Below are 24,239 nucleotides of genomic sequence, written 5' to 3'. Positions count from 1 at the left end.
CTTTCAGCGATTGGATGCAAAAGAGCGGATGTCGATGCCATCAGCCTCGAAGCGCCGGCGGATTTCCTGGGCGATGGCGACCGCACCGGGGCTGTCGCCATGTACACAGATGGATTGCGCCTCGATTTTTATAATACTGCCATCGATCGCCTCCAGCGTGCCTTCGCGGGCAAGCTGCACCATGCGGTCGGCAATTTTTGCCGCGTCATGTAATACGGCACCGGCTTCCCGGCGGGAAACGAGCTGGCCCTGAGGCGTATAGGCGCGATCGGCAAAAGCTTCGGCAACGACGGCAAGACCGGACTTGCGGGCGAGATCGAGGATGGGCGCGTTCGCAAGGCCCATCAACGCCAGTGACGAATCTATGGCCTTGATGCCGTCGATCACGGCTTGCCCCTGTTTCGCATCATTGGCGATGCGGTTGTAAAGTGCGCCATGCGGCTTCACGTAACGCACCGTGGTGCCCGCAGCGGCGGCAACACCCTTCAGCGCGCCTATCTGGTAGATGACATCGGCAATCAGTTCTTCCGAGGTGGCGTCCAGATCGCGGCGGCCGAAGCCGACGCGGTCAGGATAGGAGACATGGGCGCCAACGACCACGCCCTTTTCGGCAGCGGCCTTGACGGTGCGGTAGATGCCGGCCGGGTCGCCTGCGTGAAATCCGCAGGCGATGTTGGCGCTGGAAACGATGGCGAGCATCGCCTCGTCATCGCCCATGCGCCATGCGCCGTAACTTTCGCCAAGATCGCTGTTGAGATCGATAGCGGCCATGTTTGCCTCCCTTATTCCATCAGTAGCCGAGCAGGGCAAAGATCGCGCCCGCCGATTTATAGGCCATATACCAGGTGAGCGCGCAGGTCAGCACGCCAAGCACCAGCAGCCAGCGCGGGTAGTGGTACCCGTGCATCAGATCCGCGCGCTTCCAGGCGGCATACATGAAGATCGAAAGACCGATCGGCAGGACGAGACCGTTGAGACCGCCGACGAAGACGAGCATGGCTGCAGGCGGGGTGGTGATGATGACATAGGCAATCAGCGAAATGGCGATGAAGCCGACCGTTGCCAGATTACGCTGACGCTCCGTTATGTCAGGCTTGAAAGCTGTCAGGAATGACACGGAGGTATAGGCCGCGCCGATGATGCTGGTCATGGCCGAGGCGAGGAAGACGGCGCCGAACAGGCGGTAGCCGATATTGCCGGCGGCGGCATGGAAAGCCTGGCCGGCCGGATTCGCCGCCTTGCCGGAGAGATCGATGACCACGCCACTTGCGACAACGCCGAGGATGGCAAGGAACAGGACGTAGCGCAGGACGCCGGTGATGGCGATGCCGCTGAGCGCCGCGCGATTGACCGCGTTGATATTTTCAATGCCCACCATGCCCTTGTCCAGCAGGCGATGCGCACCGGCATAGGTGATGTAGCCGCCAACCGTGCCGCCGACGATGGTGGTGATGGTGACGAAATCGATGGTGTCTGGCAGGAAAGTCTGGCGGAAGGCTTCCGCGACCGGCGGGCCGGAAACATATGCCGCATAAACGATCAGCGCCAGCTTGACAAAGGCCGCGACAAAAACCACGCGGTCCATGGCAATGCCGGCGCGGCGGGACAGGAAGATTCCGATGGCCGCCAGTGCACCTATTGCACCGCCGATCTTCGGATCGAGGTCGATCATGGCGTTGAAGCCGAGGCCCGCGCCGCCAATATTGCCGATGTTGAAGAACAGGCCGCCGATAATGACGAGAATCGCAAGCAGATAACCCGAACCCGGAATAGCGGCATTGGCAATGGCCGGTGCCCGCATGCGGGTAATGGTGACGATGCGCCAGATATTGGCCTGCACGACGAAGTCGATGAGGACGGAAATGACGATGGCGAATGCGAATGCGGCGCCCAGTTTAACCGTGAAATTTGCGGTCTGTGTGATGAAGCCCGGCCCGACGGCCGACATCGACATCAAGAACATTGCCGAAAGCAAGGCATACCGTTGATTCTTCGCCTTGCGCGCAACCTCGTTAGGGTCGGCGGGCGAGAGCTTATTCTGCTCCATGGATTTTCTCCGCTCCATTTGCAATCCGCCCCTCGCGGATGCTTTATGAGACCGAGTTTGGCCTGTTCCGCGAAATTGTCAACATTGTTCAACAATAAATAATAATCGTTCTCTTATTTTGTCTATTTGTTGGACGTTATGCGCATGAATTCAGCATGTTTTTTTCGTGCTTTGCTAATGCTTTGTGCTATGGGCAGAACATGCCGTGTCCGAACATGCCTGTCACGGAATTCCCGATGCTGCATTGCTCTTAGGAAAGGAGCGCCATGACGGAAACGATAGAGGGTCTGCCGCTTGCGGATCGATTGGCCAAGGGTATTCGTACCCTGCTGATATCAGGTGAGCTGGCGCCGGGGCAGCGCCTGTCAGAGGCAGCCTTCAGTGAACGTTTCGATGTCTCCCGCAATTCGCTGCGCGAGGCATTCCGGCTTTTGACCAAGGATGGGCTTCTGCGTCATGAGGCCAATCGCGGTGTGTTCGTCGCAGTTCCCACCATGTCCTCGGTCATCGATATCTACCGGGTGCGGCGCATGGTGGAATGCGGCGCGCTGAGGCAGGCCTGGCACAAGCACCCCGCGATCAAAACGATGCGGGCGGCGGTCGAGGATGCGAAGGTGAAGCGTGAGGCTGCTGATTGGCTGGGCGTGGGCAGCGCCAACATGAAATTTCATGCAGCTGTCGTTGATCTCCTCGACAGTGCCCGGATCAGCGATTTTTACGAGCGTATTGCCGCTGAACTCCGGCTGTGTTTCGGTCTCTTGAAAGATCCCGAACAGCTTCATTCTCCATTTGTCGACATGAACAGCAAGATTCTGTCACTGATGGAGGAAGGCAAGGCGCAGGAAGCGGGCGACGAGATGGACACCTATCTCAATCTTTCAGAGCGTACGGTCCTGAAAGCGCTCGAACGTGCCGTGGAACACGCCTCCTGACATAGCGGGCGGCGGCGAAACGTCTCGTGCCGTACTGTTTCACTTTTGCCGATCAGGGCGATTGCCAAGTTTGCTGCGCTGCGTCATCAATGCTGACATGACGCTTCGCGACCTGACAATTCTCGTTATCGACGAAAACGCGATCCGCGCTTCCATCATAGAGGAGGGCCTGCGCGAGGCGGGCTATCAGCGCGTTACCGTCATCCACGAGGTGAACGGGGTGGCGCGCACCATCGAGACGCTGCAGCCTGATGTCATTTTCATCGATCTTGAAAATCCCAATCGTGACATGATGGAGCATCTGTTCCAGCTCACCCGCACGGTTGGCCGGCCTATCGCCATGTTTGTCGATCGTTCCGACACCGCCTCCATCGAGGCAGCCGTCGAGGCCGGTGTCTCCGCCTATGTGGTGGACGGGTTGAAGAAAGAGCGTGTGAAACCGATTCTCGATATGGCGGTCAGCCGCTTCAATGCTTTCAGCCGCCTGCAGCGGGAGCTGGCCGATGCGAAATCGGCGCTTGAGGAGCGCAAGGTCATCGAACGCGCCAAAGGCATATTGATGAAGATGCGCGGCCTTCCTGAAGAAGAGGCCTTTGCACTTCTGCGGCAAACGGCAATGAACGAGAAAAAGAAGATTTCCGAGATCGCGCAAAGCGTGGTCACCGCGGCCGGTCTGTTGATGTGACGAAGACCAGCCGGACAGCGTGGAGTGAATAACATGGCGGCACCGGAACAAACGGCAGGACCAGACAGCGGAGCGACGAAAGCCCCGGGCGCACCGGCAAGGGTCGGCAGTGACCGGCAGAAAATCCTGCGTGCTGGCTTTATACCCCTTGTTGACGCATCGGTTCTTATCGCAGCGGCCGAATTCGGCTTTGCAGAACGCGAGGGCATTACGCTCGATCTCGTGAAAGACGTTTCCTGGGCAAATGTGCGTGACCGGCTGGCGTTCCGGCAATTCGACATTGCCCATATGATATCGCCAATGCCAGTCGCCTCCATGCTCGGGCTCGGTTCTAACCCGTCGCCGACGATTACGCCTTTTTCACTCGGACGCGGCGGCAATGCGATCACGCTTTCGACCCGCCTGTTTGACCGCATGAAGGCCGTGACCGGACTTTCCGAAACGGCGGGAGCGCTCGAAAATGCTGAGGCGCTGAAGCGTGTGCTTGATGATATGCGTGCCCGCGGCGAGCCGCCACCGACGCTTGGCATGACCTACCCGTTTTCCTCGCATAATTACGAATTTCGCTACTGGCTTGCCGCTGGCGGCATTCACCCCGACAACGATGTCAAGCTTGTGGTCGTGCCGCCGCCGTTGACATCGGATGCGCTCGCTGCGGGAGCGATTGACGGTTTCTGCGTTGGAGCGCCGTGGAATATCGTCGCCGCCGAACGCGGTGTCGGCCGGATCGTTGCCGCCAAGCAGGATTTGTGGCCTTCCGCACCCGAAAAGGTCATCGGCATGCGGCCCGAATGGGCGGCAAACCAACAAGAAGCGGTCGGACGGCTGCTGACGGCGCTTGATGCGGCCGCGCGCTGGTGCGATCTTGCAGAAAATCACGATGAACTAAGCCGGGCCCTTGCCGATCCGCGTTACATCGGAGCGCCTGAGGCGATTATCCGTCGTGTGCTTGCCGGTGAATTCAGCATTGATAGCCGGGGGAATAGGCGCGTGATCGACAAATATTTCACCTTTCATGGCGGCCATGCGAATTATCCCCGGCAAAGTCAGGCTTTGTGGATTTACAGCCAGATGATCCGCTGGGGGCAGGCGGAATTTTCTCGCAAAGGCGTGGCGGCCGCCTTGTCTTCCTACCGGCCGGATATTTACCGGGCGGTGCTGGGCGACGCCAATGCGCCTGATGATGCCGATATCCGTGTCGAAGGGCAGGAAGAGGGTGATCGTTTCGTAGATGGCCTCATATTCGATCCCGCCGACATAGAAGGCTATGTGAAGGAATTCTCAGTACGTACATCTACGGCTGTTTCTCAAGCTTCCGGTGAGGCATAAACGGCACCCAAGCTGGTCAAGCTGCGTAAAATTCAAGCGCTGGATTTCTCTATTTGCCCAAATGCAAGCCAAGAAAATCCCTGATTAAAATTTAGTCGTACAGCCCACCTCATGAATACGCCTTTCTTTTCAGGGCTATAATCTAATTTTGATAAACTGGCACGCCTTTTGCTTTTTGTTTTTCGCACCGGTCAACGGCGATCGGAGCAAGCAGGGCGCGGCATAGGCGCTTTCAAAGACACAGACGTCGCAAGGTTTTGCAGTCCGGACTTCTCCCGTCCGCAGACGCAAACACCGAGCGGCGTTTTTTTTATTTTCCGGTTTTTTCGCAAGCGAAAACGTCACCCACGGGTGGCCCAATAAGGGGAACATGCGAATGAAAAAGATATTCTCCGGCGCTGTCAGCCGCCGCGCGATTTTGAAGACCACGGCCAACGCAGCCCTTGTCACTGCGGTACGCGGCGCGTTTCCCTCTGGGGCTTTCGCAGCCACCGCCGAGCCTGAGGTCAAAGGCGCAAAACTCGGCTTCATCGCACTCACCGACGCCGCACCGCTCGTTATCGCCGCGGAAAAGGGCCTCTTCGCCAAGCATGGCATGCCTGACGTCGAGGTTCTGAAGCAGGCGTCATGGGGCGCAACGCGCGACAATCTGGTGCTCGGCGGCGCTTCGAACGGTATTGACGGCGCGCATATTCTCACGCCGATGCCGTATCTGATGCATACGGGCAAGGTAACCCAGAACAATGTGCCGGTGCCGATGACAATCCTCGCCCGCCTGAACCTCGACAGCCAAGGCATCTCCGTCGCCAGGGAATATGCAGATACCGGCGTTCAACTCGATGCCTCCAAACTGAAGGTGGCGTTCGAGAAAAAGAAGGCGGAAGGCAAGGAAATCAAGGCCGCGATGACGTTCCCGGGCGGCACGCATGATCTCTGGATCCGCTATTGGCTTGCCGCCGGCGGTATCGATCCCGACAAGGACGTTTCCACCATCGTCGTTCCGCCGCCGCAGATGGTCGCCAACATGAAGGTTGGCAACATGGACGTCTTCTGTGTGGGCGAGCCCTGGAACGAGCAGTTGGTCAATCAGGGCATCGGTTTTACTGCCTGTACGACAGGCGAACTCTGGAAGGGCCATCCGGAAAAGGCGCTCGGCATGCGCGCCGACTGGGTGGAAAAGAACCCCAACGCCGCCAAGGCGCTGCTGATGGCGGTCATGGAAGCGCAGCAATGGTGCGACGAGATGGCGAACAAGGAAGAAATGTCCACCATCCTCGGCAAACGCCAATGGTTCAACGTGCCGCCGAAGGATGTGCTTGGCCGTCTGAAGGGCAATATCAATTACGGCAACGGCCGCGCGCTCGAAAACACCGGCCTGCAGATGAAGTTCTGGCAGGACCATGCCTCCTATCCCTTCCGCAGCCACGACAGCTGGTTCATCGCGGAAAACATCCGCTGGGGCAAATTCGCGCCCGACACCGATGTGAAGGCGCTGGTTGCGAAGGTGAACCGAGAGGATATCTGGCGCGCTGCCGCCAAGGATCTCGGCGTAACCGATCTGCCCGCTTCCACCTCGCGCGGCAAGGAAACCTTCTTCGACGGCAAGGTCTTCGACCCGGAAAACCCGTCGGCCTATCTCGAAAGCCTGTCCATCAAGGCGGCCTCCTGAGGAGGAGACCCGGGCGTCGCCCTTCATCCGCCGGCCGCGCTTCCCAACCGGTGCGGCTGAAGACCGGGTGAGGGGCGAGCCCAGACCGTAACCGACATCAAGAGGAAATGCCCATGTCCGCATTGGCCCGAAAATTCAACGAAGAGCCGCAGCAGCAGGCAGCGAAGAAGGCAAGTGTCGTGGCGCTTGCGCCGAAACAGTCGCCGCGGATTGATCTGCGCAAATGGGCTGTGGTAGCGGCCCGCAACATCATCCCACCGTTTGTCGTTCTCGCCATTCTGCTTGCTGTCTGGCAGCTGCTCTGTTCCGCCCCCGGCGCCTCCCTGCCGCCGCCGAGCCAGGTTTTCGAGGAGAGCTACGATCTCATCGTATCGCCGTTCTTCCATAATGGCTCGCAGGATATAGGTCTCGGCCTGCGCGTGCTGGTCTCGCTGGAGCGGGTGGCCTACGGTTTCGGCCTTGCCGCCATCGCCGGCATCATTCTCGGGGCTGTCATCGGCCAGTCGGTCTGGGCGATGCGCGGCCTCGATCCGATCTTTCAGGTGCTGCGCACCGTGCCGCCGCTCGCCTGGCTGCCGCTTTCACTGGCCGCCTTTCAGGACAGCAATCCGTCGGCCATTTTCGTGATCTTCATCACCTCCATCTGGCCGGTCATCATCAATACCGCAGTCGGCGTGCGGAACATTCCGCAGGATTACCGCAACGTGGCGCAGGTGCTGCGGCTGAACCAGCTCGAATTCTTCTTCAAGATCATGCTGCCATCGGCAGCACCCTACATCTTCACCGGCCTGCGCATCGGCATCGGCCTTTCGTGGCTCGCGATCGTGGCGGCGGAAATGCTGACCGGCGGCGTCGGTATCGGCTTCTTCATCTGGGATGCGTGGAATTCCTCGCGCCTGCCCGACATCATCGTGGCACTCGCCTACATCGGCGTCGTCGGCTTCATGCTCGACAAGCTGGTGGCGGCGCTCGGCAAGGTCATCACCCGCGGCGCTGCGGCCAACTGAAAGGGCGATAACTATGAACGCATATCTCAAGCTCGATCACATCGACAAATATTTCGACAAGGGCGGCTCGCGCGCCGAGGTGCTGAAAGGCATCAACCTCACTATCGAAAAGGGTGAATTCGTCTCGGTCATCGGCCACTCCGGTTGCGGCAAATCCACCATGCTGAACCTCATCGCCGGGTTGACGAAAGTCTCCGCCGGTGCCGTGCTCCTCGAAAACCGGGAGGTCAACGAACCCGGACCTGAACGCGCCGTCGTGTTTCAGAACCACGGCCTGCTGCCGTGGCTTTCGGTTTATGAAAACGTCAATCTCGCTGTCGAGAAGGTCTTCCGCAACACCAAGACCCGGACCGAGCGGCATGACTGGGTCATGCGCAATCTCGATCTCGTTCAGATGGGGCAGGCGAAAGACAAAAAGCCTTCGGAAATTTCCGGCGGCATGAAACAGCGTGTCGGCATTGCCCGGGCGCTCGCCATGGAGCCGAAAATCCTGCTGCTGGACGAGCCTTTCGGGGCGCTGGATGCGCTGACCCGCGCTCATCTTCAGGATGCGGTGATGGAAATCCACGCCCGGCTCGGCAACACCATGGTCATGATCACCCATGACGTGGACGAGGCTGTGCTGCTCTCCGACCGTATCGTGATGATGACCAACGGTCCCGCAGCTCACATCGGCGAAGTGCTCGAGGTGCCGCTGGCACGCCCGCGCAACCGTATCGAGCTTGCATCCGACAAGACCTACCTCAAATGCCGCGAGGCCGTGCTGAAGTTCCTTTATGAACGTCACCGCTTCGTCGAAGCCGCGGAGTAACGACCATGACGCAGAAACTCGTCATCATCGGTAATGGCATGGCGCCGGGGCGCATGCTGGAAAACCTGCTCGAAACCGCGCCCGGCCTCTACGATGTCACCATTTTCAACGCTGAGCCGCGTGTTAATTACGATCGCATCATGCTCTCGCCGGTGCTTTCAGGCGAAAAGAGCTACGAGGACATCGTCATCCACAATGACGACTGGTATGCGGCCAATAATGTGACGCTGCACAAGGGTGCGAAGGTCACCGGTATCGATCGGGACAAAAAGACCGTCACCAGCGAAAACGGTATTACGGCTTCCTATGACAAGCTGGTGATCGCCACCGGTTCTCTGCCCTTCATCATTCCCGTCCCCGGCCATCAATTGCCCGGCGTGCTCGCCTATCGCGATCTCGATGATGTGACGAAGATGCTGGAGATCGCAGAAGGAAAGGGCCGCGCCATTGTCATCGGCGCCGGCCTTCTCGGGCTGGAAGCCGCCTATGGTCTCAAGCGTCAGGGAATGGACGTCACCGTCATCCACCTGATGCCGACGATCATGGAGCGTCAGCTTGATCCGGCAGCGGCCTATCTTCTGGAGAAGGCGCTCACCGAGCGCGGCATCGACATCATCACCAAGGCCAATACCAAATGCATTCTTGGCAAGGAGAAGGTCGAGGGCATCGAGCTGGAAGACGGCAGGATCATCAAAGGCGACATGGTGGTGATGGCGGTCGGTATCCGTCCCGCTTCCGGTCTTGCCAGGGAAGCCGGTCTTGCCGTCAATCGCGGTATCGTCGTTGACGATGGCATGATGACGTCGGACGCCTCGATCTATGCGCTCGGCGAATGCGCGGAACATCGCGGCATGTGCTACGGGCTGGTTGCCCCGCTTTATGAATCGGCCCGGGTGTTAGCCGACCGCCTTTGCGGCGGTTCGGCCGAATATCACGGCTCCGTCACTAACACGAAGCTCAAGGTCACCGGCATCAACCTGTTTTCCGCCGGCGATTTCGCAGAAGGCGACGACCGCGAGGAAATCGTGCTGCGAGACGCCACGGCCGGCGTCTATAAGCGCCTCATCCTGAAAGAAAACCGCATCATCGGTGCGGTGCTTTACGGCGAGACGGCGGATGGGTCGTGGTTCTTCGATCTGATGAAGAAGTCCACCGATATTTCCGCCATGCGCGAAACCCTGATTTTCGGCCAGGCCTATCAGGGAGGGTCGCCGCTGGACCCTATGGCGGCCGTTGCAGCCTTGCCGGATGATGCGGAAATCTGCGGCTGCAACGGCGTTTGCAAGGGTAAGATCACCTCGTCCATTACCTCCAAGGGATTGACGTCTCTGGATGATGTGCGCGCCCACACCAAGGCTTCCGCCTCCTGCGGCAATTGCACCGGTCTTGTCGAACAGCTGATGACGCTGACGCTCGGCGACAGTTATAACCCCGCTGCCGTGCAGCCCATGTGCAAATGCACCGATCTCGGCCACGACGATGTACGCCGTCTCATCAAGGCCAAGGGTCTTAAGACCATTCCAGCCGTGATGCAGGAGCTTGAGTGGAAAACCTCCTGCGGCTGTGCGAAATGCCGGCCGGCGCTCAATTATTACCTCGTCTGCGACTGGCCGGATGAGTATGCCGATGACTACCAGTCGCGTTACATCAATGAGCGTGTTCACGCCAATATCCAGAAGGATGGGACCTATTCCGTCGTGCCGCGCATGTGGGGCGGTGTGACATCCTCTTCCGAACTTCGGGCGATTGCCGATGTGGTCGACAAGTTCGAAATCCCGATGGTTAAGGTGACGGGCGGCCAGCGCATCGACCTTCTCGGCATCGAGAAGGAGGATTTGCCGGCGGTCTGGGCCGATCTCGGCAAGGCCGGGTTCATTTCCGGCCAGGCCTATGCCAAGGGCTTGCGCACCGTGAAGACCTGTGTCGGCCAGCAATGGTGCCGCTTCGGCACGCAGGATTCCACCGGGCTTGGCATCCGCATTGAAAAATTCATGTGGGGCTCGTGGACACCCGCCAAGCTGAAGCTTGCCGTTTCCGGCTGTCCGCGCAACTGCGCCGAGGCCACCTGCAAGGATATCGGCGTCATCTGCGTTGATTCCGGGTTCGAAATCCATTTCGCCGGTGCCGCCGGCCTCGATATCAAGGGCACTGAAGTTCTGGGTCTTGTCAGAACCGAGGATGAAGCGCTGGAGCATATCGTGGCGCTCACCCAAATGTACCGTGAGCAGGCGCGCTACCTTGAGCGCATCTACAAATGGGCCAAGCGCATCGGCTACGACGAGGTTCGTCGCCAGATCATGAATGATGCGGAGAAGCGTCGGGCCTATTTCGAACGCTTCGTCTTCAGCCAGAAATTCGCGCAGGTCGATCCCTGGTCCGAGCGTGTGTCCGGCCACGACAAGCACGAATTCAGGCCCATGGCGGCAATCGGTTTCAGCGAGGCAGCGGAGTGAGAACGATGGACGTCAACTGGATCGATATTGGTGACATCTCCGACATCCCACTGCGCGGCGCACGGTGCGTAAAAACGCCGATGGGCAAGATCGCCGTGTTCCGCACGGCGGAAAATCAGGTCTTCGCCATCGAGGACCATTGCCCGCACAAGGGCGGGCCGCTGAGCCAGGGCATCGTGCATGGCGCTTCGGTGACGTGTCCCTTGCATAATTGGGTCATTTCGCTGGAAACCGGCAAGGCCTTGGGGGCGGATGAGGGCGAGGTGAGGACCATTCCGGTGCGTAATCTGGATGGAAGGCTTTCGATAGCGCTCGAAACCCTGATGATTGCGGCGGAGTGAATTGCGATGGCGGTGGCTTTACCCCCCTTTGCCCTGCCGGGCATCTCCCCCTCAAGGGGGGAGATCGACAAGCGGAGGGCTCCTCGTTCCCTCTCCACCGGCGACGACGCCAGTTGTGAATGGAAGTTTGTGCCGCGATTGATCTCCCCCCTTGAGGGGGAGATGCCCGGCAGGGCAGAGGGGGGTAAGCGCCACACGTTGAGGCGGCGTAACCGCCACACGCTGAGAGGGCAAACCCATGCCCGTTGAAACCAAAACCACCTGTCCCTATTGCGGCGTCGGCTGCGGCGTCATCGCCACCGTCAACGACGATGGCATCGTTTCCATCAGAGGCGATCAGGACCACCCCGCCAATTTCGGCCGGCTGTGCTCCAAGGGCTCGGCTCTCGCCGAAACCATCGACCTTGAAGGACGCATTCTTCACCCTGAGATCAATGGCAAGCGGGCAACATGGGACGAAGCGCTTGATCTCGTCGCTTCCCGCTTCTCCGACACCATTGCCGAACATGGCCCGGATTCGGTTGCCTTTTACGTCTCCGGCCAATTGCTGACCGAGGATTATTACCTCGCCAACAAGCTGATGAAGGGTTTCATCGGTTCGGCCAATATCGATACCAACTCAAGGCTCTGCATGTCGTCCTCGGTCGCCGGCCATCGCCGCGCCTTCGGGGCCGATACGGTGCCGGGCACCTATGAGGATATGGAGCTTGCCGATCTGGTGATCCTCACCGGTTCAAATCTCGCCTGGTGCCATCCCGTCCTCTACCAGAGGCTAGCGGCGGCAAAGGCGGCACGGCCGGAAATGAAAGTCGTTGTCATCGATCCGCGTCGCACGATGAGCGCCGATATTGCCGATATGCACCTCGCCATCCGCCCGGATGGAGACGTGGCCTTGTTTACCGGCCTGCTGGCGCATCTTTCCGGTAGTCCTGCAGTCGATCACGCCTTTGTGGAAGATCACACGGTCGGTTTTGATGCTGCGATGCAGGCAGCAACCGAACATAGCCTGCCTGATATCGCTGAGGCCACCGGGCTGACGATTGCCGAACTGATTCCCTTTTACGAATTGTTCGAACGCACCGAAAAAACCGTCACCTGTTACAGCCAGGGCGTCAACCAGTCGCAAAGCGGCACCGACAAGGTCAACGCTATCATCAATTGCCACCTTGCGACCGGTCGCATCGGCAGGCCCGGCATGGGACCGTTTTCGCTCACCGGTCAGCCGAACGCCATGGGCGGGCGCGAGGTCGGCGGGCTGGCCAACATGCTGGCCGCCCATATGGCCATCGAAAGTGCCGGGGATCGTGATCGCGTGCAGCGCTTCTGGGCCTCGCCTGCCATTGCGGAAAAACCCGGCCTCAAGGCCGTTGATATGTTTCGGGCCGTGGCCGATGGCCGCATCAAGGCGCTGTGGATCATGGCAACCAATCCAGTGGTGTCCATGCCTGACGCCGGTGCCGTCGAAGCGGCCATCAAGGCCTGTCCATTCGTCGTGGTGTCCGATGTCATGGCAAAGACCGATACGGCGCGCCATGCCCATGTGCTTCTGCCATCGCTTGGCTGGGGGGAAAAAGACGGCACGGTCACCAATTCCGAGCGGCGCATTTCCCGCCAGCGCGGTTTTCTCGATACACCCGGTGAAGCGAAGGCGGACTGGTGGCAGATGGCGGAAGTGGGCCGGCGCATGGGTTTCGGCGCAGCCTTTGCCTTCCGGCACGCGTCGGAGATTTTCGCCGAACATGCGGCTCTGTCTGGCTTCGAAAATCTGGGCAGTCGCGATTTCGACATCAGTGGCGTCGACCCGAAAGTCTATGACGGGATGGCGCCCCTCCAATGGCCAAGACCGCAGGCAGGCGACGCCGGCACGACGCGTTTCTTTGAAGATGGCCGGTTTTATCACGCCGATGGCAAGGCACGGTTCATCGTCACAGCCTTGCCGGAGGTGGACAGAACGTCGGCGGACTATCCGCTGACGCTGAATACCGGGCGCATTCGCGACCAGTGGCATACCATGACCCGCACCGGCAAAAGCGCACGCCTTACCGCCCATATCGCCGAGCCATTCGCCGAGCTTCACCCGCGCGATGCGCAGGCGCTGGGCATTGAAAGCGCCGATCTGGTAGAGCTGGAAAGTCCACATGGTAAGGTTCTGCTGCGGGCGTTGATCAGCGAAAGGCAGGCGCGCGGGTCGGTGTTCGCGCCGATGCACTGGAACGACCAGTTCGCCTCGCTGGCGCGGATCGATATGGTTGTGGCCCCGGTCACGGACCCTTATTCCGGCCAGCCCGCCTCGAAAAACACGGGCGTGAGGGCAAGACGTTTCGAAGCGAAGGCTTACGGTTTCGCCATTTCCCGCACCCGGCCCGATGCGCCGGACTGCGCCTATTGGGCGATTGCAAAGGCGGATGGCGGCTATCGCATGGAGCTTGCCTTTGCGGAAGAGCCGCAGGACTGGATGCTCTGGGCACGACAGGTCTTCGGCATCGACGCCGGGATCGAGCCGCTGGGTTATAGCGACCGGCAAACTGGCGATCTGCGCCTTGCCTTTTTCGATGGCGATATACTGCTGGCGGCGCTGTTCATCGCAAGGCGGCCGGTGGCTGTTGCCCGCAACTGGGCGATTTTACAATTGACCGAGCGCCATGAGGATCTGCGAATGCGGTTTGCGCTGATCGCCGGTCGCCCGGGAGCCGGCCGTCCCGATCCGGGGGCCACGGTCTGCTCTTGCTTCAATGTCGGCGTCAACCAGATCACGGCCGCAGTCCGGGATGGCTGCCATAGCGTCGAAGCCATCGGCAAGGTGTTGAATGCCGGCACCAATTGCGGCTCGTGCCGCGCCGAAATCAAGGGGGTCATCAATGGATGCCTTAAAACCGCAGCGGAATGAACCGGCCCGTATGGAGAAACTCGCCAAGCTGCCGGTTTTCTGGGGGCTTGAGGGCAAGCGCGTGGTGCTGGCGGGCGGATCGGATGGGGCCGCCTGGAAGGCGGAGCTGTTGCTGGCCTGCGGCGCGGAATTGCATGTCTTTTGTGAGAGGGGTGACCTGTCCGAGACATTTGCAGGGCTCGTTGCCAGAAGCACTCGCCTGCATTTCCATGCCATGCGCTGGCATAGTGGCATATTCGCCAATGCGGAACTGGCGCTGGCGGATTGCGAAACGGATACGGAGGCGGCAGCCTTTCATGCCGCTGCGCGGGCAGCGGGTGTTCCCGTCAACGTCATCGACAAGCCGGAATTCTGCCAGTTCCAGTTCGGCTCCATCGTCAATCGCTCGCCAGTGGTCGTCTCGATCTCCACCGATGGCGCAGCACCTATTCTGGCTCAGGCCATCCGTCGGCGCATTGAGACATTGCTGCCGCACTCGCTCAGGGATTGGGGCGCGCTTGCCCGGACCATCCGTGAGCGGGTTAACCTGCGGCTGACGCCAGGTCCGTCCCGGCGGCTGTTCTGGGAGAAATTCGTCGATCGGGCCTTTACCGAAAGGCTGGACGAAGACAGCGAAGAACGATTGCTGACGGCTACCGGAATGCAGGCTTGCGAGGTTGGGGGGCGGGTGACGCTTGTGGGCGCCGGCCCTGGAGACGCCGAACTTCTGACGCTGAAAGCGGTGCGCGCCCTGCAGGCGGCAGATGTCATCCTGTTTGACGATCTTGTCTCAGCCGAGGTGCTGGAGCTGGCGCGGCGGGAGGCCAAGCGCATGCTGGTTGGCAAGCGCGGCGGCCGCGAAAGCTGCAGGCAGGAAGATATCAACGACATGATGATCCGGCTTGCAAAGGCGGGAAAAAGGGTGGTGCGCCTGAAATCCGGCGATCCGATGATTTTCGGGCGCGCCGGTGAGGAGATCGCCGCGCTGGCGGCTGAAAACATTCCCGTCGATGTCGTGCCCGGTATCACCGCGGCAAGCGCCATGGCCTCCCGCCTCGGCATTTCCCTGACCCATCGCGACCACGCCCAGTCGGTGCGCTTCATCACCGGCCATTCCCGTCAGGGAAAGCTGCCGGAGAATATTGACTGGACATCGCTTGCCGACCCCGCCGTAACCACGGTTTTTTACATGGGCGGGCGAACCGCGGCGGCAATCCAGTCCTCCTTGCTCGCCCACGGCATGGACGCCTCGACGCCCGTTGCCGTCGTGGTTTCCGTCACCCGGGCGAATGAGCAGCGCTGGCGCGGCCCACTCACGCAACTGTCTGCGGCAATCGAGCGGCTGGGGGTAAACGAGCCCGTTCTGATCGGCATTGGCGATGCGTTCCGCGCCGCTTCCCCGGCGCTGTCCTTGATGGATGCAAAGGAGATCCTTCCGCCCGTTCTGATAGCTCGATGACGGACCACGCGCCGCCCCGGCGCAAATTTTTGACACACGACGTCGACGCGGCCACCCACGGTCGGCCTAAACCATGCCTTGACATTGGTTTTTTGTTCGCTCTTCAATAAAACGAAAAAATTGAAAGAGGAGGGAGGGCGAAATGTTGCTCACACCGCGTCAGGATGAAATCGTCGCGCTGGCGAAAGCGAACGGGCGAGTGCTGGTCGACGAGCTGGCATCTCGGTTTTCCGTCACCCCTCAGACGATCCGCAAGGACCTGAACGACCTCTGCGATACCCGTGTTCTGACCCGCATCCACGGCGGCGCGCTTTTTCCAAGCGGCAATGAAAATGTCAAATACGAGGCTCGGCGGGCGATTGCTTCCGTGGAAAAGCAGGCGATCGGGGCCGCTGCCGCCGCTCTCATTCCCAACAATTCGTCGCTTTTCATCAACATCGGCACGACCACGGAGGCGGTGGGCGAAGCGCTGGCGGATCATCACGAACTGATGGTCATCACGAATAATATAAATGTTGCCAACAGGTTACGCGTTTTTCCGGGTATTGAGGTGGTGATTGCCGGTGGTGTCGTGCGCGGCTCCGATGGCGGCATTGTCGGGGAAGCGGCCGTGGATTTCATTCGCCAGTTCAAAGTGGATTTCGCCGTCATCGGCGTGTCCGCCATCGATGAGGACGGCGCCCTGCTGGATTTCGATTTCCGCGAGGTCAAGGTTGCGCAGGCAATCATCTCCAACGCGCGCCATGTGATTCTGGTATCGGATTCGCTCAAATTCGAACGGACGGCCCCTGTCCGCATCGGCCATCTTTCGCAGGTTCATACCTTCATCACCGATCATTGTCCGATTGATTCCATCCGCGGTATCTGCGCCGATCATGATGTCCGGCTGATCGAGACGGAGGCCCGCGGCACCTGATCCACGGGCTGTCGGAATTTCGTTTGACATTCGTTTTGTCTTCGAATTAGATGGTCGTGCTTTCAATATATCGATGAGGAGAGCGTCGATGAAAGCGCGGGAGGGTGCATGTCTGACGAGGCAATTCACGATATTTTCGTGATCGGCGGCGGTATCAATGGCTGCGGCATTGCGCGCGACGCCGTCGGCAGGGGCTATTCCGTCGCACTTGCGGAAATGAACGATTTCGCCTCCGGTACGTCGTCTGCTGCAACCAAGCTCATTCATGGCGGCCTGCGTTATCTCGAACATTACGAGTTTCGTCTGGTGCGCGAAGCACTGATGGAACGCGAGGTTCTGTGGGCGATGGCGCCTCATATCATCTGGCCCATGCGTTTCGTGCTGCCCTTCCAGAAGGGCGGTGTGCGTCCGGCGTGGCTCGTGCGTCTCGGGCTCTTCCTTTACGATCATCTTGGCGGCCGCAAGCTTCTGCCCGCCACCCGCTCGCTCGATCTGCGCCGTGATCCGGCCGGAAAGCCTTTGAAACCGATTTTCGCCCGGGCTTTCGAATATTCCGACGGATGGGTCGATGACGCCCGCCTGGTCGTGCTGAACGCCCGTGATGCCGCTGACCGTGGCGCGTTGATCCTCAATCGGACGCAGGTGGTTTCCGCGCGGCGCGACGGCGCGTTCTGGCGGGTCGAGACGAGAAATGCCGCCGGAGAAACGCAGGTCCACCGGGCGCGGATGTTGGTGAATGCCGCCGGTCCATGGGTCGACAGGGTTCTGTCGGCGACCTTCGGAAAAAACAACGTTCACAATGTTCGCCTCGTCCAGGGCAGCCATATCATCGTGCGCAAGAAGTTCTCCGATCCGCGCGCCTACTTCTTTCAGAATCCGGATGGCCGCATCATTTTCGCCATCCCTTACGAACAGGATTTCACCCTGATCGGCACGACGGATCGCGACTATACCGGTGACCCCCGGGCTGTTAAGATCAGCGACGAGGAAATCAGCTATCTCTGCAGCGCGGCGAGTGAATATTTTGCCGAACCGGTGAAGCCGTCCGATATCGTCTGGACATATTCCGGGGTGCGGCCGCTTTTTGATGACGGCGCGTCAAAAGCGCAGGAGGCGACGCGTGATTATGTCTTGAAGACCGAGGGGACCGACGGCGAGGCACCACTTCTCAATATTTTCGGCGGCAAGCTCACCACTTATCGGCGACTCGCCGAACATGCTCTTGAAAAGATCGGCGATGCGCTGGGAACAAAGGGAGCCCCATGGACAGCGGGTTCTCATCTGCCGGGCGGAAATTTCAATGTAGAAGCTTATGCTGCGGAGGTTTCTGCGCTGCTATCGCGTTATCCCTTCCTGGAAAAGCGTCATGCGGAGCGGCTTGTCCGCTGCTACGGCACCGATGTGGCGGCGATGATAGGCAATGCGACAGACGCGCCGGCGCTTGGGCGGTATTTCGGCGGCACGCTCTACGAAGCTGAAGTTCGCTGGCTGATGGCGCGGGAATGGGCGCTGACGGCGGAGGATATTCTGTGGCGCCGTACCAAGCAGGGGCTGTTTTTGACCCCCGACGAGGTGCGTGGGTTGGAGGACTACATCGATGACATTGCAGGTGGACGATTGAAGGCAATCTGACGATCCGGACAAAAGCGGAGGAGGCTTTGGATCACCATGCTTGAATTGCGAAATGTCTCGAAGATGGTGGGCGGTGACTATCATATTCATCCCACGGATCTGACGTTGCAGCGCGGAAGCCTGAACGTTCTGCTTGGACCGACGCTTTCGGGCAAGACGTCGCTCATGCGGCTTATGGCGGGGCTGGACAAGCCAAGCAGCGGCTCGATCCTGGTCAACGGCGAGGATGTGACCGGCTGGCCGGTCCAGAAGCGCAATGTCGCCATGGTGTACCAACAGTTCATCAACTATCCGGCGCTCAGCGTTTACGAAAACATTGCCTCGCCGATGCGGGTTGCGGGCAAGGATCAGGCAACCATCGACCGGGAAGTGAGAAAAGCCGCGGAGCTTCTGAGGCTTACACCCTATCTCGACCGTACGCCGCTCAATCTTTCCGGCGGCCAGCAGCAGCGCACGGCACTTGCCCGCGCCATCGTCAAGAACGCCACTCTGGTGCTGCTCGATGAGCCGTTGGCCAATCTCGATTACAAGCTGCGCGAAGAATTGCGCGAGGAGCTGCCGCGCATTTTCGCGGAGTCGGGCGCGATCTTTGTTTATGCCACCACAGAGCCGTCAGAGGCGCTGCTGTTGGGCGGCAATACGGCAACGCTCAACGAGGGCAGGGTAACCCAGTTCAGTCGCACCATCGAGGTTTACCGGCGCCCGGTGGATATTGTGACGGCGGAAATTTTCGCCGACCCGCCGCTCAACACCATCGAGGTCATCAAGACGGGTGGAGCCTTTACCCGTGCTGATCGCGCCGTTGTCGCGGTGCCGGCGTACCTTGCCACCGTGCCGGATGGACCTTTGACCATCGCTTTCCAGCCGCATCATCTTTTCCCGCAGGCGAAGGGTGAAGCACGGCAATCCATACGGGCGCGGACGCTGATCTCGGAAATCGCCGGGTCGGAAAGCTTCGTGCATGTGGAATTTTCGGGCCGACGCTGGGTCATGCTGGCGCATGGCATTCACGACATCGAACCGGACAGGGATATCGAGCTGTTTCTCGATACAAGCCACCTGATGGCATTCGACGCAAATGGCCGCGCCATCGGCGAAGCGGCGTAAGGGGGATCGGTCATGGCACGTATCACGCTCGATCATATCCGCCACGCCTATAACGCCAAGGCGCAGGCTGCCGGCGATTATGCGCTGAAGGAGGTTCATCACGAATGGGAGGATGGCGGGGCCTATGCACTTCTCGGTCCCTCCGGTTGTGGTAAGACCACGCTGCTCAACATCATTTCTGGCCTGCTGCGCCCCTCCGAAGGCCGCATCGCGTTCGACGGAACAGACGTCACGGATTTTGCGACTGAAGATCGCAATATCGCCCAAGTGTTCCAGTTCCCGGTCGTTTACGACACGATGACAGTTTACGACAATCTTGCTTTTCCGCTGCGCAACCGGCATGTGCCGGAGGCCGAGGTCGACCGCCGCGTGCGGGAAATCCTTGAGATGACCGACCTCTCCGGTATGGCCAAACGCAGGGCCCGCGGGTTGACGGCGGACCAGAAGCAGAAGATCTCGCTGGCGCGCGGCCTCGTACGCTCCGACGTCAACGCCATTCTCTTTGATGAGCCGCTGACGGTCATCGATCCGCATATGAAATGGGTGCTGCGCTCGCAGCTGAAGCGCCTGCATCGCCAGTCCGGTTTTACCATGGTCTACGTCACCCATGACCAGACCGAAGCGCTGACCTTCGCCGACAAGGTGGTGGTGATGTATGACGGCCAGATTGTCCAGATCGGCACGCCGGCTGAGCTTTTCGAGCGGCCGGGGCATACATTTGTCGGTTATTTTATCGGCTCGCCGGGCATGAATGTTCTGCCCGCCAATATCGAGGGGACGACGGCTGTAGTCGGCGGTCTTGGTGTGCCGCTGGCAGGTGCGCCGACGATCGCATCGGGGCAGCGCATCGAAATCGGCATCCGCCCGGAATTCGTCCGGCTGGAGCGCGGCGGCATGCCCATCACTGTCGATAAGGTCGAGGACATCGGCCGGCAGAAGATCGTGCGTGCCCGGTTCGCCGGCCAGAAACTCGCGATCGTCGTTGCGGAAGACGAGGAAATCCCGGCGGAGGCCGGTGTGCGCTTCGACCCGGCCGCCATCGGTGTTTTCGCCGATTCCTGGCGTGTAAAGATGGGGGCCTGACCATGGAAAAAAGCTGGAACAACAAGGCATGGTTCATGGTGCTGCCGGTGCTGGTGCTGGTCGCCTTCTCCGCCGTCATTCCGCTGATGACCGTCGTGAATTATTCGGTGCAGGACACCTTCGGCAACAACCAGTTCTTCTGGGCGGGAACGCAATGGTTCGAGGAAATCCTGGCGTCGGACCGGTTCTGGGATGCGCTGGGGCGCAACCTGCTATTCTCCGGCATCATCCTCGCGATTGAAATTCCGCTCGGCATCTTCATCGCACTCAAAATGCCGAAATCCGGCATCGGCGTGCCGATCTGCCTCGTCACCATGGCACTGCCGTTGCTGGTGCCGTGGAATGTGGTGGGCACGATCTGGCAGGTCTTCGGGCGCAGCGATATCGGACTTCTCGGTTATTACGCCAATCAGCTCGGGCTCGACTACAACTATGTCAACGATCCCGTCGATGCCTGGATTACCGTCGTCATCATGGATGTGTGGCATTGGACGAGCCTTGTCGTGCTTCTGTGTTATGCCAGCCTGGTTTCCATTCCTGACGCCTATTATCAGGCGGCAAGGATCGATGGCGCGTCGCGTTTTGCGGTGTTCCGGTTCATCCAGCTGCCGAAGATGAAACGGGTGCTGCTGATCGCCTTCCTGCTGCGCTTCATGGACAGTTTCATGATCTATACCGAACCCTTCGTCGTCACCGGCGGCGGCCCGGGCAATTCCACAACCTTCCTGTCCATAGATCTCGTGAAGATGGCACTTGGCCAGTTCGACCTCGGCCCGGCAGCGGCCATGTCGCTGATCTACTTCCTCATCATCCTGCTGTTATCGTGGGTGTTCTATACCGTGATGACCAGCCACGACGCGGAGACCTGAGTCATGAGCGCCTCCAATGTCACGACCGGCGTGGAACGTAACGGCTTGGTCTCCGGCTCGTCGGGCGTTGCCACGTCGGCAAGACCCAGCTTTGCCGCAAGGGCGCGCTCACGCCGCCATCACGGGCCATCCCGGTTTTCCTGGCTGGTGCCGACCATCTACATCCTGCTTCTGCTCGTGCCGATCTACTGGCTTATCAATATGAGCTTCAAGACGAATGCGGAAATCGTCTCTTCCATGACGCTCTATCCGCATCAGCCGACGTTGCAGAACTACAGGACGATCTTCACCGATTCATCCTGGTATTCCGGCTATATCAATTCGATCATTTATGTCGTCATGAACATGGTGATCTCGGTGGCTGTCGCGCTGCCAGCGGCCTATGCCTTTTCGCGTTACCGTTTTCTCGGCGACAAGCACCTGTTCTTCTGGCTTTTGACCAACCGCATGGCGCCACCGGCGGTCTTTGCGCTGCCGTTCTTCCAGCTCTATTCCGCTTTCGGGCTGATCGACACGCATATTGCGGTGGCGCTCGCGCATTGCCTGTTCAACGTGCCGCTGGCGGTTTGGATTCTCGAAGGTTTCATGTCCGGCGTGCCGAAGGAAATCGACGAGACCGCCTACATTGACGGCTACTCCTTCCCGAAATTCTTCGTGAAGATCTTCATGCCGCTCATCGCTTCCGGCATCGGCGTCGCCTGCTTCTTCAGCTTCATGTTCTCGTGGGTCGAGCTTCTGATCGCCCGTACGCTGACGACGACGGACGCCAAGCCGATTGCCGCGACGATGACGCGCACCGTGTCTGCCGCCGGCATGGACTGGGGCCTGCTTGCCGCTGCCGGCGTGTTGACGCTGATACCCGGCGCTCTGGTGATCTGGTTCGTGCGCAATTACATCGCCAAAGGCTTTGCGCTGGGAAGGGTTTGACCATGACGAAGATGCCCGATTTTACCTGGATGGCGTGGACGTGGCAGACGGCGGCCTTTTTCGGCACCATCGCGGTTTTGCTGGTCGGCATGTGGTTCTGGGAACGTCTCTCGCCCGGCGGCAATCCCCGCTTCGGCCTGTTGCGCTTCGAAACGACGCGTGGTGACAGGCTGTTCATCTCGCTGCTTGGCAGCGCCTTCATTCATCTCGCATGGCTCGGGCTGGTCGGCCCGAACCTGTGGTGGGCTCTCGCTCTATCCGTGGTCTACGCCGTTGGCGTTTTCCGTTTTGTCTAGAGCAGGAAAAGATGCGGCGGAGGAAACCGCATCTCGCAGACTTCATGCAATCGCAACCCTTGGGAGGACTGATATGCGACGGCATCTGATGACGACGACGGCAGCCATGCTGCTGGCAATGACAGGTTCGGCTTTTGCCGGAATGGAGGAAGCAAAGCAGTTTCTGGACAAGGAAATCGGCGACATGTCGGCGCTTTCCCGTGCAGAGCAGGAAAAGGAAGTGCAATGGTTCATTGATGCCGCGAAGCCTTTCGCGGGCATGGAGATCAAGGTCGTATCCGAATCCCTGACCACGCATGAATATGAATCAAAGGTTCTGGCGCCTGCATTTACCGCCATTACCGGCATCAAGGTGACGCACGACCTTATCCAGGAAGGTGACGTTGTCGAAAAGATCCAGACACAGATGCAGACCGGCCAGAACCTTTACGATGGCTGGGTCAACGACAGCGACCTCATCGGCACCCATTGGCGTTACCAGCAGGTGCGCAACCTGACGGACTTCATGGCCAATGAAGGCAAGGATGTCACCAATCCCGGTCTCGACCTCAAGGACTTCATCGGCAGCGCGTTCACGACGGCACCGGACAAGAAGCTCTACCAGCTTCCCGACCAGCAGTTCGCGAACCTCTACTGGTTCCGTTACGACTGGTTCAACGACGACAAGAACAAAGCGGACTTCAAGGCCAAGTACGGCTACGACCTCGGCGTTCCCGTCAACTGGTCGGCCTATGAGGACATCGCCGAATTCTTCACCGGCCGCGACGTCGGCGGCAAGAAGGTCTTCGGCCATATGGACTACGGCAAGAAGGACCCCTCGCTCGGCTGGCGCTTCACCGATGCCTGGCTCTCCATGGCCGGCAATGGCGACAAGGGCCTGCCAAACGGCCTGCCGGTCGATGAATGGGGCATCAAGGTCAATGACAAGTCGCAGCCGGTCGGCTCCTGCGTGGCGCGCGGTGGTGATACCAATGGTCCCGCTTCGGTCTATTCCATCGAGAAATATCTCGAATGGCTGAAGAAATATGCGCCGCCGGAAGCGCAGGGCATGACCTTCTCCGAGTCAGGACCGGTGCCGGCACAGGGCAACATCGCCCAGCAGATCTTCTGGTACACGGCCTTTACTGCCGACATGGCCAAGCCCGGCCTGCCTGTGGTGAACGAGGACGGTTCGCCGAAATGGCGCGTCGCACCCTCGCCGCATGGCGTCTACTGGAAGGACGGCATGAAGCTCGGTTATCAGGATGTGGGTTCCTGGACGTTGATGAAATCCACGCCAGACGACCGCGCCAAGGCCGCATGGCTCTATGCGCAGTTCGTGACCTCAAAGACCGTGGATGTGAAGAAGAGCCATGTCGGTCTCACCTTCATTCGTGACAGCACCATCCATCACAAGAGCTTCACGGACCGGGCTTCCAAACTCGGTGGTCTTGTCGAGTTCTATCGCTCGCCGGCCCGCGTTCAGTGGTCGCCGACCGGCACCAACGTTCCTGATTATCCAAAGTTGGCGCAGCTCTGGTGGCAGGCAATCGGCGATGCGTCGTCGGGTGCCAAGACCGCACAGGCTGCCATGGACTCGCTCTGCGCTGAACAGGAAAAGGTCATGAGCCGCCTGGAACGTGCTGGCGTGCAGGGCGATATCGGCCCGAAGCTGGCGGAAGAGCATGATATCGAATACTGGAACAAGGACGCCGTTTCGAAGGGCAATCTCGCGCCGCAGCTGAAGATCGCCAACGAAAAGGAAAAGCCGGTCACCGTCAATTACGACGAACTGGTGAAAAGCTGGCAGAAGTGATGTCTGCATAAAATC

The 24,239-nt window shown here is 59.6% G+C and carries 20 protein-coding genes; 18 read left to right on the top strand and 2 right to left on the bottom strand.

Translation table 11 applies throughout. The annotated features are described in order from the left end of the window. Window positions 1-3: 3 nt before the first annotated feature. Both BLU28_RS24190 and BLU28_RS24185 read right to left on the bottom strand, forming a co-directional pair. Complete coding sequence (locus tag BLU28_RS24190; protein ID WP_022563284.1) at window positions 4-771, bottom strand: LamB/YcsF family protein; 768 nt, start codon at window positions 769-771, stop codon at window positions 4-6. Between the two features lie 19 nt (window positions 772-790). Beyond that, complete coding sequence (locus BLU28_RS24185; protein ID WP_004437230.1) at window positions 791-2,047, bottom strand: NRAMP family divalent metal transporter; 1,257 nt, start codon at window positions 2,045-2,047, stop codon at window positions 791-793. A gap of 266 nt (window positions 2,048-2,313) precedes the next feature. Here BLU28_RS24185 and BLU28_RS24180 point away from each other — a divergent pair, with 266 nt between their 5' ends. The 18 genes from BLU28_RS24180 (at window position 2,314) to BLU28_RS24090 (ending at window position 24,224) form a co-directional block, all read left to right on the top strand. Beyond that, entirely contained in the window at window positions 2,314-2,979 is a 666-nt protein-coding gene (locus BLU28_RS24180; RefSeq protein WP_004437233.1) for a GntR family transcriptional regulator, read from the top strand. Window positions 2,980-3,076: 97 nt separating this feature from the next. Beyond that, complete coding sequence (locus BLU28_RS24175) at window positions 3,077-3,664, top strand: ANTAR domain-containing response regulator (RefSeq protein WP_022563285.1); 588 nt, start codon at window positions 3,077-3,079, stop codon at window positions 3,662-3,664. Between the two features lie 33 nt (window positions 3,665-3,697). Beyond that, entirely contained in the window at window positions 3,698-4,993 is a 1,296-nt protein-coding gene (locus BLU28_RS24170) for a CmpA/NrtA family ABC transporter substrate-binding protein (RefSeq protein WP_022563286.1), read from the top strand. Window positions 4,994-5,369: 376 nt separating this feature from the next. Beyond that, the gene (locus tag BLU28_RS24165) at window positions 5,370-6,662 is read left to right on the top strand and encodes a CmpA/NrtA family ABC transporter substrate-binding protein (RefSeq protein WP_022563287.1); all 1,293 of its coding nucleotides are present in this window, start codon (window positions 5,370-5,372) and stop codon (window positions 6,660-6,662) included. 113 nt (window positions 6,663-6,775) lie between these two features. Then, window positions 6,776-7,669: a nitrate ABC transporter permease gene (gene ntrB / locus BLU28_RS24160; protein ID WP_022563288.1), complete on the top strand. Its 894-nt coding sequence runs from the start codon at window positions 6,776-6,778 to the stop codon at window positions 7,667-7,669. Window positions 7,670-7,682: 13 nt separating this feature from the next. Next, window positions 7,683-8,480 (top strand): ABC transporter ATP-binding protein, encoded by a 798-nt coding sequence (locus tag BLU28_RS24155; RefSeq protein ID WP_077987511.1) that lies wholly within the window; start codon window positions 7,683-7,685, stop codon window positions 8,478-8,480. Window positions 8,481-8,485: 5 nt separating this feature from the next. Continuing rightward, the gene (gene nirB, locus BLU28_RS24150) at window positions 8,486-10,933 is read left to right on the top strand and encodes a nitrite reductase large subunit NirB (protein WP_077987510.1); all 2,448 of its coding nucleotides are present in this window, start codon (window positions 8,486-8,488) and stop codon (window positions 10,931-10,933) included. 5 nt (window positions 10,934-10,938) lie between these two features. Then, a complete protein-coding gene (gene nirD, locus BLU28_RS24145; RefSeq protein WP_006699925.1) occupies window positions 10,939-11,274 on the top strand; it encodes a nitrite reductase small subunit NirD in 336 nt (111 codons plus the stop codon). A gap of 238 nt (window positions 11,275-11,512) precedes the next feature. Beyond that, window positions 11,513-14,161: a nitrate reductase gene (locus tag BLU28_RS24135; protein WP_022563291.1), complete on the top strand. Its 2,649-nt coding sequence runs from the start codon at window positions 11,513-11,515 to the stop codon at window positions 14,159-14,161. Continuing rightward, a complete protein-coding gene (gene cysG / locus BLU28_RS24130) occupies window positions 14,133-15,599 on the top strand; it encodes a siroheme synthase CysG (protein WP_034500303.1) in 1,467 nt (488 codons plus the stop codon). The genes BLU28_RS24135 and cysG overlap by 29 nt, the downstream gene beginning before the upstream one ends. A 142-nt stretch (window positions 15,600-15,741) precedes the next feature. Continuing rightward, the gene (locus BLU28_RS24125) at window positions 15,742-16,515 is read left to right on the top strand and encodes a DeoR/GlpR family DNA-binding transcription regulator (RefSeq protein ID WP_006699927.1); all 774 of its coding nucleotides are present in this window, start codon (window positions 15,742-15,744) and stop codon (window positions 16,513-16,515) included. Window positions 16,516-16,623: 108 nt separating this feature from the next. After that, window positions 16,624-18,147 (top strand): glycerol-3-phosphate dehydrogenase, encoded by a 1,524-nt coding sequence (locus BLU28_RS24120; RefSeq protein WP_022563293.1) that lies wholly within the window; start codon window positions 16,624-16,626, stop codon window positions 18,145-18,147. A gap of 36 nt (window positions 18,148-18,183) precedes the next feature. Beyond that, the gene (locus BLU28_RS24115; RefSeq protein WP_077987508.1) at window positions 18,184-19,254 is read left to right on the top strand and encodes an ABC transporter ATP-binding protein; all 1,071 of its coding nucleotides are present in this window, start codon (window positions 18,184-18,186) and stop codon (window positions 19,252-19,254) included. Between the two features lie 12 nt (window positions 19,255-19,266). Next, window positions 19,267-20,337 (top strand): ABC transporter ATP-binding protein, encoded by a 1,071-nt coding sequence (locus BLU28_RS24110; protein ID WP_022563294.1) that lies wholly within the window; start codon window positions 19,267-19,269, stop codon window positions 20,335-20,337. A 2-nt stretch (window positions 20,338-20,339) separates the two neighbouring features. Continuing rightward, window positions 20,340-21,206 carry a carbohydrate ABC transporter permease gene (locus BLU28_RS24105; RefSeq protein WP_004437268.1) on the top strand — a complete coding sequence of 289 codons (867 nt, stop codon included), beginning with the start codon at window positions 20,340-20,342 and terminating at the stop codon, window positions 21,204-21,206. Window positions 21,207-21,209: 3 nt separating this feature from the next. Continuing rightward, on the top strand, window positions 21,210-22,133 hold the full coding sequence (locus BLU28_RS24100; protein ID WP_022563296.1) for a carbohydrate ABC transporter permease: 924 nt from the start codon (window positions 21,210-21,212) through the stop codon (window positions 22,131-22,133). 2 nt (window positions 22,134-22,135) lie between these two features. Further along, window positions 22,136-22,429, top strand: coding sequence for a DUF2160 domain-containing protein (locus tag BLU28_RS24095; protein WP_004437276.1), 294 nt, complete (start codon window positions 22,136-22,138; stop codon window positions 22,427-22,429). A gap of 73 nt (window positions 22,430-22,502) precedes the next feature. Continuing rightward, window positions 22,503-24,224, top strand: a complete 1,722-nt coding sequence (locus BLU28_RS24090; RefSeq protein WP_004437278.1) for an ABC transporter substrate-binding protein — start codon at window positions 22,503-22,505, stop codon at window positions 24,222-24,224. Window positions 24,225-24,239: the final 15 nt, after the last annotated feature.

This window comes from Agrobacterium pusense (genome assembly GCF_900102105.1).
Classification (GTDB): Bacteria; Pseudomonadota; Alphaproteobacteria; order Rhizobiales; family Rhizobiaceae; genus Agrobacterium; species Agrobacterium pusense.
The sequence above is the reverse complement of the archived record's forward strand: the minus strand, read 5'-3'. Positions and strand labels throughout refer to the sequence as shown.